At 38.0% G+C, this 11,772-nt stretch carries 12 protein-coding genes and 1 riboswitch; of the genes, 6 read left to right on the forward strand and 6 right to left on the reverse strand.

Features of this window, described 5'->3' with window-relative positions:
- Nucleotides 1–16 precede the first annotated feature (16 nt).
- The 6 genes from ACH0CI_RS17795 (at nucleotide 17) to ACH0CI_RS17820 (ending at nucleotide 6,157) form a co-directional block, all read left to right on the forward strand.
- The gene (locus ACH0CI_RS17795; protein WP_014460118.1) at nucleotides 17–1,297 is read left to right on the forward strand and encodes a GntP family permease; all 1,281 of its coding nucleotides are present in this window, start codon (nucleotides 17–19) and stop codon (nucleotides 1,295–1,297) included.
- A 19-nt stretch (nucleotides 1,298–1,316) separates the two neighbouring features.
- Nucleotides 1,317–2,093 carry a 3-hydroxybutyrate dehydrogenase gene (locus ACH0CI_RS17800; protein WP_028413363.1) on the forward strand — a complete coding sequence of 259 codons (777 nt, stop codon included), beginning with the start codon at nucleotides 1,317–1,319 and terminating at the stop codon, nucleotides 2,091–2,093.
- 196 nt (nucleotides 2,094–2,289) lie between these two features.
- Nucleotides 2,290–3,750 carry an aminoacyl-histidine dipeptidase gene (locus ACH0CI_RS17805; RefSeq protein ID WP_406901976.1) on the forward strand — a complete coding sequence of 487 codons (1,461 nt, stop codon included), beginning with the start codon at nucleotides 2,290–2,292 and terminating at the stop codon, nucleotides 3,748–3,750.
- A 244-nt stretch (nucleotides 3,751–3,994) separates the two neighbouring features.
- Nucleotides 3,995–4,468: a hypothetical protein gene (locus ACH0CI_RS17810; protein WP_033578967.1), complete on the forward strand. Its 474-nt coding sequence runs from the start codon at nucleotides 3,995–3,997 to the stop codon at nucleotides 4,466–4,468.
- Nucleotides 4,469–4,643: 175 nt separating this feature from the next.
- Complete coding sequence (locus ACH0CI_RS17815) at nucleotides 4,644–5,219, forward strand: GNAT family N-acetyltransferase (protein ID WP_335707812.1); 576 nt, start codon at nucleotides 4,644–4,646, stop codon at nucleotides 5,217–5,219.
- 251 nt (nucleotides 5,220–5,470) lie between these two features.
- Nucleotides 5,471–6,157, forward strand: a complete 687-nt coding sequence (locus ACH0CI_RS17820; protein WP_335707811.1) for an O-methyltransferase — start codon at nucleotides 5,471–5,473, stop codon at nucleotides 6,155–6,157.
- Between the two features lie 200 nt (nucleotides 6,158–6,357).
- Here the strand turns inward: ACH0CI_RS17820 and ACH0CI_RS17825 are convergent, their stop codons facing one another.
- The 6 genes from ACH0CI_RS17825 to ACH0CI_RS17850 form a co-directional block, all read right to left on the reverse strand.
- Nucleotides 6,358–7,269: a LysR family transcriptional regulator gene (locus tag ACH0CI_RS17825; RefSeq protein WP_028413358.1), complete on the reverse strand. Its 912-nt coding sequence runs from the start codon at nucleotides 7,267–7,269 to the stop codon at nucleotides 6,358–6,360.
- A gap of 132 nt (nucleotides 7,270–7,401) precedes the next feature.
- A complete protein-coding gene (locus tag ACH0CI_RS17830; protein ID WP_028413357.1) occupies nucleotides 7,402–7,587 on the reverse strand; it encodes a hypothetical protein in 186 nt (61 codons plus the stop codon).
- A 155-nt stretch (nucleotides 7,588–7,742) separates the two neighbouring features.
- Entirely contained in the window at nucleotides 7,743–7,877 is a 135-nt protein-coding gene (locus tag ACH0CI_RS17835; RefSeq protein ID WP_013057043.1) for a hypothetical protein, read from the reverse strand.
- Nucleotides 7,878–8,015: 138 nt separating this feature from the next.
- Nucleotides 8,016–9,278: a dicarboxylate/amino acid:cation symporter gene (locus ACH0CI_RS17840; RefSeq protein WP_033578970.1), complete on the reverse strand. Its 1,263-nt coding sequence runs from the start codon at nucleotides 9,276–9,278 to the stop codon at nucleotides 8,016–8,018.
- A 50-nt stretch (nucleotides 9,279–9,328) separates the two neighbouring features.
- The gene (gene lysA, locus ACH0CI_RS17845) at nucleotides 9,329–10,657 is read right to left on the reverse strand and encodes a diaminopimelate decarboxylase (RefSeq protein ID WP_014460106.1); all 1,329 of its coding nucleotides are present in this window, start codon (nucleotides 10,655–10,657) and stop codon (nucleotides 9,329–9,331) included.
- Between the two features lie 138 nt (nucleotides 10,658–10,795).
- Nucleotides 10,796–10,978: riboswitch (Lysine riboswitch) on the reverse strand.
- A 66-nt stretch (nucleotides 10,979–11,044) separates the two neighbouring features.
- A complete protein-coding gene (locus ACH0CI_RS17850) occupies nucleotides 11,045–11,557 on the reverse strand; it encodes a CBO0543 family protein (protein ID WP_335577010.1) in 513 nt (170 codons plus the stop codon).
- Nucleotides 11,558–11,772 lie beyond the last annotated feature (215 nt).

Genomic DNA, 11,772 nt, shown 5'->3' on the forward strand with positions numbered 1-11,772 from the left:
GAAAGGAGGTTACCGTGTGGTTATTATTGTAGGATTGTTATTGTTGATGTTTTTTGCTTATCTAGGATGGTCTATTATCTGGGTGGCACCTGTTGTCGCTACGTTTGTTGCTTATTTTAGCGGTTTAAAAGTACTGCCTACTTATACAGATGTGTATATGGGAGGGTTTGTAGATTTCGCTGCAAAATGGTTCCCCATCTTTTTATTAGGAGCCGTCTTTGGAAAGCTAATGGAAGATACAGGCGCAGCTAAGTCGCTAGCGCAGCGCATTGCTAAATTGTTTGGAAGTAAAAGAGCCATTTTAGGGGTGCTGATTGCTTCAGCCATTTTGACATACGGCGGAGTCAGTTTATTCGTTGTTGTCTTTGCGATTTATCCTTTAGCAATCGCATTATTTCGAGAAGCTAACGTATCGCGAAATTTACTGCCAGCAACCATTGCACTCGGAGCATTTACATTTACAATGACAGCGATTCCAGGTACGCCTCAAATTCAAAATCTGATTCCGACTGCTACGTTTAAAACCAATGCAATGTCCGGTTCGATTATTGGAATTGTCTCAGGTCTTATTATGGCAGTGGGAGGCTATTTATGGTTAGCTTATCGCGATAAAAAATTAAAAGCTAAAAATCAAGGGTTTACTGAGCCTAATGAATCATCGGTTGCCGCAAGTGAAGAGCAGGACTCGATGAATGTAATGTTAGCTATTTTACCGCTGATTATCGTTGTCGTGACATTAAACGTTTTAAAATGGGAGCCTATCGTATCATTATTAATTGGTATTTTTTCTATTTTACTTATTAATTTCAAACACTATAAGACGTTTATTTCTTCTATAAATGAAGGAGCAAAAGGATCCGTAATGGCTGTTATTAACACGAGTGCAGCAGTAGGTTTTGGCTCGGTTATTACAGCAGTTCCAGAGTTTAAAGATGTCACGCACGTACTACTAAACATTTCGAGTAATCCGCTCGTTTCAGAAGCGTTAAGCGTTCAAGTGCTAGCGATGATCACAGGTTCAGCATCCGGTGGTATGGGTATTGCGCTTCAAGCATTAGGAGATACGTGGTATCACTTGTCTCAAACGACGAATTTAAGCGCCGATGCGCTTCACCGTATTGCAAGCGTTGCGTCAGGTGCATCTATTTTACCGCATAACGGTGCGTTGTTAACGCTATTAGCTGTAACTGGTCTTCGGCATAAAGAAACGTATAAAGACGTATTTGTTGTTGCATTTATCATCCCGACAATCGCTTTATTTGCAGGAGTCGCATTAGCGGCAGCCGGTATTATTTAAAAACAGGAGGAGAATACACATGGTTGAAAATCAAGTAATTGTAATCACAGGAGCAGCAAGAGGAATTGGATTTGAAATAGGTAAACGATTCGCTGAAAACGGCGGGAAAATTGTGTTATCTGATATTGATCAAACTGCCGTAGAAGCTGCAGCACAAAATCTTCGTGAAGCTGGATTCGAAGCACTTGGTGTCAAAGCGGATGTAACAAAAGAAGAAGAAATCAAACATTTAATTGAAACAGCAAACGCACATTTTGGAGCGGTTCATACGTTCATTAACAACGCTGGTTTGCAGCACGTTTCTCCAATCGAAGAGTTTCCAACTGAAAAGTATGAGTTAATGATTAAAATTATGCTAACAGCTCCATTTATGGCGATTAAGCACGCGTTTCCGATTATGAAAAAACAAGGGTTCGGACGTATTATTAACGTTTCTTCTATCAACGGTTTAATCGGTTTTGCAGGCAAAGCAGCTTATAACAGTGCCAAACACGGTGTAATTGGGCTAACAAAAGTAGCTGCTCTTGAAGGTGCAGCACACGGTATTACGGTTAATGCACTTTGTCCTGGTTATGTGGATACACCACTAGTGAGAGGTCAGTTAGATGGTTTAGCTAAAACAAGAAACGTACCATTAGAAAGCGTTCTTGAAGAAGTTATTTATCCTTTAGTCCCTCAAAAAAGATTACTAGACGTGAGCGAAATTGCTGACTACGCTATCTTCTTAGCGAGTGATAAAGCAAAAGGTGTAACTGGTCAAGCGGTAGTAATGGACGGCGGATATACAGCTCAATAAAAATAGAACAAATCATTAAAAGCATAAATGAGTCCAACGGGCTCATTTATGCTTTTTTAGGTTATATCTATTCTATTGAGTTAATCAACGTTAAAATATAACTAGGCGATACATAAAAAAAGCCTCATATGCTATTTCTACTGTCAAGATAAATAGTAGGATAAAAAAAGCGTACAGATTAGAAAGGATGATACATATGGTGCAAACAGTAAATGAATTAATTAAACATCCGGTTTTCTATTTCTTTAACGAAATCTCAGCTATTCCTAGAGAATCTGGAAATGAAAAAGAAATTAGTAACTATTTAGTTTCTTTTGCAAAAGAAAGAAGCCTTGAGGTTATCCAAGACGAAGCTTTAAATGTAATCATTAAAAAGCCCGCAACTAAAGGATATGAACATGCTCCAGCTATCATTTTGCAAGGACATATGGACATGGTATGCGAGTTAAATAAAGGAACTGTCCATGACTTTGAAAAAGATCCGCTTCAACTGCGAATTGTTGAAGATATGCTTTATGCAAATGGTACTACGCTAGGAGCTGATAACGGGATTGCCGTTGCATATGCACTAGCTTTACTAGATGCTCAAAATATAGCGCACCCCTCTCTTGAAGTAGTCATTACCACTGAAGAAGAAACGACTATGGGCGGAGCCATTGCTGTAAATCCATCTTATTTTGAAGGAAAAATCTTTATTAACCTTGATACAGAAGAGGACGGAAAGCTCCTTGTCAGCAGCGCAGGCGGGGTAAAAGGCGTGCTTCGTATTCCTATAAACTGGGAGTCGTCTTCCAATAACTCAGAAACATATAGCTTAAGCATCGGAGGGCTGCGCGGCGGACATTCCGGAATGGAAATTGACAAAGAAAGAGGAAATGCGAATAAACTGCTAGGGAGAGTTTTATATGATTTACAACAAGAACTTCCCTATTCTTTAAGCAGCATTAGCGGAGGATTAAAATCAAATGCAATTCCCCGTGAATCAGAAGCAATTCTATCAGTTGAGCCTTCTGAGGTAGGAAAGCTAGAAAATAAGATTCGTGAGTGGAACGAAATAGTAAAAAATGAATTACAAGCGGCTGATCCGAGCGTATATGTAAAAATAAACAAATTTTCTTCCGTTGAGAAATGTTTTACAAGAGAAACGACAGAACGAATTGTACAAGCTATTATGCTAACACCAAACGGCGTTCAAAGCATGAGTATGAATATTGAAGGATTAGTAGAATCTTCTACCAACTTAGGTGTGATCACGACGACAGAATCTGAGGTTGTTTTTCAAAATGAAATTCGCAGCTCAGTAAAAAGCTTAAAAGAAAAAATAGTAAGTCAAGTGCGCATACTTGCTCAGGTAGTCGGGGGAAGAGTTGAAACAAAAGGTAATTATCCTGAATGGGCGTACAATGGAGATTCAAAAATTCGCGAATTATGTAAAAAGGTTTACAAAGAAAAGTATGGTGAAGAGGCGGAGATCATCGCCATCCATGCTGGAATTGAATGCGGTATTTTCTTAGAAAAAATCCCTGGATTAGATGCCATTTCGCTCGGACCCGATATGTACGACGTTCATACACCTGATGAACACCTGAGCATTCCGTCTACTATTAAGACATGGGAATACTTATTAGCAGTATTAAAAGAGGCAAATAAGATATAAAGTTATCAGCATCCCTATAATCTTAAAAAGAGAGCTTCTGTAAAGGAGCTCTTTTTCATTCGTCATTTATCAGATAATAAATAGGGTTCCATCAACGCGTCAGGCAATTGAGAACATTTATGTAAGCGTTTTACAAATAAAGGTTTTAAAACGGTCCTAAAAGAGGTAAACAATTATTAAAACGATAGACAAATGAATTCAAAACAAGCTCTGCAACTAATAAATTAGTAGGGAGAGAATGTATATGAATGATAATAGTCTTATCAAAGATCCTTTTTTAGAAAAAGGAGAAATTGAATTTTTAGAATTAAAGAAAGACGAAATACGTTATCTAAAGTTCGATCGGTTTTTAAAAGTCATTAAAGCACTTAATCAACGCAGTGATAAAGGCTACCAGAGTCTTATGCTTTCCGTTGATGGCTTTAAAGGTACTTCAAGAGAATTATATGAGATAGAGGAGTTTCGCAGATATGTAAATTTGTTAATTAATCAAGTTCCTCAAATGTTATTTTATATTCATGATAAAAACAAAATGACTAATCAAATTTTGAAGAGTTTATCAAACAATAGCAGCCAGCCGGCCTCTATAGATCCTAAAAGAGCACGTTTAATGATTGATGCCATACAAGAGCAAGTAGCGAAAACAGAGGATAAAGAGATAAAGGAGAATCTTTCTGAATTCGTATGTAAAATCCAGAGCTTTGTGAATCAGTATTAACAGTTCCCAATAGAAAAGCAGAATCCATATTATAAAAAAGTACGAGAACTTAAAGCTTCTCGTGCTTTTTTTGTTGGGAAAACTGTAGAAAAGGAAAAGGATTATCAACATATATTGATAAATAATAAAAGTAAAGCTTCATATTTGGCAGTGAAATAATCAGGAGGGATGAACATTGAATCATATTGAAATAAGAAGACCAAAAATAGAGGACAGCGCAGAACTCCACGAGCTTTTTAATGAAGTCATCACAGATACCTTTCATAGAGAGGGTCTACCTGACATGGTGAACGATATACAAATAGAAATTGAAAGTAAAGAACAATATTTAAAAAGTGACCTTGATAGCGATGGAAAACATCGATTCTTTTGGCTCGGAATAGATACGTGCACCAATAAGATTATTGGCTGCATTGAATATGGCCCTGTTAGTGAATTAATTATGGCGTGTACAAAAGGGGAGCTGCAAGGATGGATTGAAATCGGCACAGTTTTTGTTCATCCAAAGTACCAAAGAAAAGGGGTAGGAACACTGCTTATACATATTATGCTGCTTACGCTTCAAAGCAGAGAAATTAAAAAAATTTGTTTGGATAGCGGATACAAGAATGCTCAGAAAGTATGGAAAAACATATTTGGAATTCCCGATTACTTAGTAAAAGATTACTGGAGCAAAGGATATCATCACATGATTTGGAAAATAGAAACAGAACGTACACCGATGGTATTTAAGTTCAGTCATAACGGATAATAAGATGTCTTCTAGAAAATAGCCGGTAGAAAGGTACCGGATATTTTTTACGGATTGAGCTACGATTATTTAAAGATAAAAAAGACCTTTCTGAAGGTCTTTTTTTATGGACATATAACAATTCTTTTTAAGAGCGAGCAGGATAGTTTATTAGAGAGCTAGAACACATTCATAATACGAACGATTATGGCAACAAGCTGAATATGAGAAAAACATATTCGTATCTTTGAATAATAAAGCTTTTATCACTTATGTGGAGGAGTATGGAAATGTCTATATATGAAATTTGGAATGAAGTGGATCTTTATATGAATGATAAGCTCATACAACCTGACCCTATTCTTGATGAGGTATTGAAGGCAAATCAAGAGGCTGGATTACCTGCCATCGACGTATCGCCTAGTCAAGGAAAGTTTCTGCATTTGTTAGCTTCATTAAAAGGGACTAAACGCATTTTGGAAATTGGTACTCTTGGAGGGTACAGCACGATTTGGCTAGCCAGAGCTCTTCCGAAAGACGGACAGCTGATTACGCTCGAATTAAGCGCTCAGCATGCAGAAGTAGCACGAGCTAATTTAAAAAGAGCGGGAGTAAGCCACTTAGTAGAAGTCATTGTCGGCCCCGGGCTTGATACATTAGCTGTATTAAAGGATAAGGGAACAGAGCCGTTTGATCTTATCTTTATTGATGCTGACAAGCCGAATAACCCAAATTACTTAAAGTGGGCTCTAGAATTATCGAAACGAGGAAGTACGATTATTTGTGATAATGTTGTTCGTCAAGGGCATGTGGTGAACTCAGAAAGTGAAGATGAAAATGTAAAGGGAATTCGACAATTTATGGATGCTCTGGCTCAAGAAAAACGAATCAGCGCCACGGCTATACAAACCGTTGGAAGCAAAGGCTATGATGGATTCATTGTAGGGATTGTTGAATGATAGAACTCGTGTTACATATAAAGAGGCTGGGACAAAAGTAGTTTTGTTGAAGGAAAATCCGACCGATGAATTCAAATTCTTGATGGAGAATCTCGATTCCTCGGTCGGATTTTTTCATGGTGATAGTGAACGTAAATTTCATGTGTGTAGGCGTATGTGCTTCTAGCTGTGGATTGATTTCGTTATCTCCCAGCCTCTATTTAATTTGCGTCCAACTTATTTGTTATTTGTTTTGCTGTCAGAAAATTAATCAACTCTCTTACAGCGAATGAACTGTAGCGTTCTTTTAACAGAATAATTCCAAGTTCCCACATCATTTCAGGATCTGCAATAGGTACCGTAATAATATTGGAATCTTTCACTTTGGCATAAAGCGATTCGGGTAAAATAGCAATACCTAGTTCTGCTGCTGTTAATTCAATAATTAAATCCCATTGAGAACTTTTATATGCGATAGAAGGCACAAATCCTGATTTTAAAGCATCTTGAATTAACCGGTCGTGCAGCGTAAATTCTTCACTGAACATAATGAATTTTTCATGCTCCAATTCTTTCATCCAGACGGAAGAACGTTTCGCTAAAGGATGGTTTTTATGGGCGTATAAAAGGAATCTCTCCTTAACGAACGGGTATACGTGAAAATGCTCATCATGACCGCTTGTGAGAGGAAGCATAACAATCCCCATATCTACACCAGCCTCTTCCACAAGGGCTTCAATTTTTTTTGCTCCAAATTCAATAAGCTCTAGAGATACTTTAGGGTATTGTTCATTAAATGCTTTTGCAATCTTCGGGAAAAACAAGGTCCCGATGAGCGGAGGGATTCCCATCTTGATTTGCCCTGTTTGCAAGTTCATTAAATCGCCCAACAAGTGAGGCATGTCTTTTAACACCGACAGCGCTTTAGTTGCCTGATGATACACGACTTCTCCTGCATCGGTTAGCTTTAATTCTCTTGTTGAACGGTCAAGAAGCTCAAATCCTAGTTCATTTTCTACTTTTTTGACGGCTTTACTTAAAGCCGTTTGTGACAAATGAACTTGCAGCGCTGCCTTTGTAAAATTTTTATGATTCGCTACCTCTATAAAGTATTCTAAGTCTCTGATTTCCATGTGAAACTCCATTTCTGCAAACTGCTTATCCTTTTTTTTTACTCTTTATTTTAACCATTAAATTATTTACTGTAAATGCGCTGATTAAAAAAGGGAGCTATCCAACGAATAAAAACGAAGAAAGGAAATGAACTAAAGTTTCTGTCGAAATTGATTTATAAAACCAATAATCTTTTTATAGAGAAACATAGATTTTGCTACTAGCTGATGAGGAATATAAAGATTTTTGCCTGTACGTTCGGGCAAAAATGCAAAACTTATCAAAATAACTGAAAGCCCAAAGGCTGCAGCTGTAATCTCTATCCAAGAAAACACCATATCATTCCTCCTTTTACAAACCTATTAATAGAATATGTAAAAGTTTGAAAGGAGGTTGTACGATAGACCTATAAAGAGCGTCGTCATTAAGCTCTCTCAAAATAAAATGACGTCAAAGAACGCAGGGCCTGTGCCAAACGTTCTTTGACGTCATTTTATTTTCGCTCTTCAGCTTGATGCTCTTGTTTGTTTTGCTCAGTGAGACGTTTTTGATGAGCTTTTGTTTCTGCACTTACGTGATTCGCATCATTCGGTTGATTCTTCTTTGAACCTCCTGCAGCGTTACTCATTAGACGACACCTCCAGTCCGGTTATGAAACATACCTATAGAATGTGCGTATTTACAAACTTTATACACGGCTATCGATATTACTGCACACGAAAAAAGCAAAGGGAGAGTCACTAAGACTGTTCCCTTTGCTTTTTTACTAGGCGACTTTATCGGTGGTGATAATTTTATTAATCCAGTCTTTTCCTTCTGTAAACCTTGTAACAAGCATCGCTGTTACTGTATTTCCCGTACTGTTTAAGAGCGTAGCAGGGGCGTCAATAATTGTGGAAATGACCGCAATGATGGGCAGAACTTCTGGCGAAAATCCGTAAATTGTAATGATTAACATTTCGCCAATCATACCGCCTCCAGGAATTGCTCCCATTACGGCTCCAACTAAAAAGGCTACGCCTAATATGCTCAAAATACTCGTAGCAGACGTCATATCTTTGCCGAACAAACTGAATAAGAAAACAATTTTTAGAATACCACCGATAACAGAACCATCTTTATGGGTGTTTGCTCCTAATGGAATCACTGTTTCAGCAATATCCAGCGGCACACCCATTTTCTTTGTTGCGTCTAAATTGACTGGAATAGATGCCGCGGAAGAACAGGTAGCAATAGCAGTGATAGAAGGAGCAGCTGCATTTTTCCAAAACAGCTTAATTCCTGCTTTACCGCCAGCAATCCATGCGTATAGCGTAAAGAAGCCAAAATAGTAAACGATTGCAATTAATAAATAAAGAATAAATGCTCTAGCATACCCTTGCAAGATCTTTGGTCCAAGTTCTCCTACTACAGTAGCAAAATAGCACCCTAAACCAATTGGAGCATAGTACATGACAATTTTAACGACTTTCATCGATACTTCTTGACCCGAAGTCAGAAATTTCGCCATAGGCTGTCCTTTTTCACCAGCCATCGTGGTAGCAATACCGAAGATAACGGCAAAGACAATTAATTGTAAAATATGCTCTTTCGAAAATAACTGAACAAAATCAGGTACAGTAAATGTACTAACAAGCTGATTTAAAAGCGTCATTTTTTCAGCTGTATTTTCACTGTCACCCATTAATTCTTTAATGGCAGAAGTATCTACGTTGTGCAGCGGATTGTAAAGTGATGCGCCTAAAAAGCCTAGAACGGCTGAAACAGCAGCAGTGGCGACAAACACAACGGCGATACCTAGCATAATTTTACCAAGACGTTTCATTTCGTTCATGTTTGCGATCGCCGAAGCCACACTAAAAAAGACAAGGGGAACGATAATCATGAACATTAAATTAAGAAACAAATCACCAAAGGGCTTTACGACTGCCACATCGGGCCCGATAGCATATCCTGCTATCCCGCCAATTAAAATAGCGAGAAGCAGAATAAGCGATGATCTGTACGTTTTAAATACACTTAAAACCATATAGATTTCCTCCAAACAACAATAGCTTCTTTACTACGCAAGAACAGCTATCATTTGCTCATTGCATACGTAGTAACGACTGGCTTTACATCTTTACGCACCAAATCTTCGTATGTTTCTCGCTCTACAGCAAGACGAGCTTCTCCATTTTTCACAAATACAACAGCAGGGCGCGGAATACGGTTGTAATTGCTAGCCATTGAATAGTTGTAGGCACCTGTAGAGGATACTGCTAGTAAATCTCCTTGATTAACGCGCGGTAAATCGATATCCCAAATAAGCATATCTCCTGATTCACAGCATTTCCCCGCAATTGATACTGTTTCATCTTTTTTATCCGTCACTCTATTAGCCAAGACAGCTTCATGTTTTGCATCGTAAAGAGCAGGACGGATATTATCGGTCATACCGCCATCAATTCCTACGTATTTGCGTACACCTGGAATCTCCTTCGTTGAGCCGATTGTATAAAGCGTTGTACCTGCTTCTCCTACGATGCTTCTTCCAGGCTCAATCCAGACTTCCGGAAGGGTATAATTCTGTTCAGTTAACGTGCGGCTTAGCTTTTCTGTCAGTGCATCTACATAATACTCAACTGGAAGTGGAGAGTCGCTTTCGGTATAACGAATACCAAAACCACCACCTACGTTTAAAACTTTTACTTCAAATTCCATTTTATCACGAATACTGAATAAGAAATCAGTTAAAATATCAATGGCGCGAGAAAAACCATCTACTTCAAAAATTTGCGAACCAATATGACAATGAATGCCTAAAAGATCGTAGTAAGGCTTTTCTAATGCAGAACTTACCGCTTTCATAGCCTGGTCATTGGAAAGACCAAATCCAAACTTGGAGTCTTCCTGTCCGGTCATAATATATTCATGTGTGTGGGCTTCAATCCCTGGAGTAACACGCAGAAGAATAGATGCTTTCTGTTTGCGCTCAGCTGCTAAGGCATGTAAAACTTCAAGTTCGGTAAAGTTATCCACAACAAAACAGCCAATATTCGCATCAAGAGCCATTTCAATTTCTTCAATCGTTTTGTTATTTCCGTGAAAATGAATGCGTTCAGCTGGATATCCCGCTTCAAGAGCTGTAAATAATTCGCCTCCTGAGACCACATCTAATGACATATCAAGCTTCGTTAAAAGGCTAGCCATTTCCATACAAAGAAACGCTTTCCCTGCATAGGCGATTTGATATGAAAATCCGCTTCTTTGAAAGGCTGAATGGAAGGCCTTGCATTTCGTCTCAATTAATTCTTGATCGTAGATGTATAGGGGAGTGCCGTATTGTTTTTTCAGTTCGACCGTATCGCACTGCCCAATTTCTAAATGATTGCTGCTGTTAATTTTACTCGTTCCATGTAAGTACATAATCCGTATCCCTCCATTTAAATCATTCAACTATAACTTTGATGGTCAGTAGAAAAACACAAAAAAGACCCGTGAAGTGATGTTCACGCGTCTTGGTTTCATAATAATAAAGTATTATTACATTCTAGGCATCAACATCTCTTCAATAGCTCTCCACAAACCAAGTGGTTTGTGACAGCTCAGCATTTATTCAATACTGAACCAGTATATGAACACAATGGATGTTTATATACTTCGGCACGAAATCCCTTTTACTTATCTTCACAGACTCCATTAGTCTCCAATAAGTGACTCTTGATTTCATGCACCTCTATTCTCAGAGAGGAAAATTATATTTAAATGTAACTCCTATTATATTTCCTTTTCCTCTGTCTAGTCAATGAAAAGTTAAGGCATAGGAATATCAAAGAAGATAAATAAAAAAGCTATGAAGCTTCCAGATAGAATCCAAGCAGCCAGCGCTGTCTTCTGATGAATGACTAAAAGTGAGAACGTGACAATATTGAAGAGAAAAGAACATAGCAGCGACCATCCATAATGATGAGTGATACTGTGATTAACATAAGCAATCAACTCAATCACAGTAAATAAAAGCGCCCACAAAAGAATCCACCACAGCCGGCCGCTTACATGCAGCGGCAGCCTTCCTAAAAAAACCGGTATAACAAACGGATAAATAATTAAGGTTATTCCAAGAGAAACCATTAGGTGATCGGGTAGAAAAAGATGATCAATACCAACAGGGTGAAATACCCATACGCGGTGATGAAACAGCAGCACTTCATAAAGCAAATTCCCCGTGACCCAAAACAGCAAAGTAGGGTAGTATTCTTGATACCTTCGCCATTTGCCAAATAGTAAACCAAGAATGATAAAAAATAATACAAATGAAGATTGCATACGCTCTCCTTAAAATAATGGTTATTTCTTTTTATTTACATATTATAGTGGTTTTATTCTTTCATTTTTTTATTCAGCACCTATAATAGAAAAGCCGTAAGCCACAGCGTTAAAGACGTACTACCACTATTTATGGCTTTCTTCACCCTGTTATAATCTTGGTAAAAGAACTTCTACCGCTTTTGTTTACGAGACGAAAGGAGCTATATGTCAAA

It is taken from the genome of Priestia sp. 179-F W1.4 NHS (genome assembly GCF_045369295.1).
Classification (GTDB): Bacteria; Bacillota; Bacilli; order Bacillales; family Bacillaceae_H; genus Priestia; species Priestia zanthoxyli.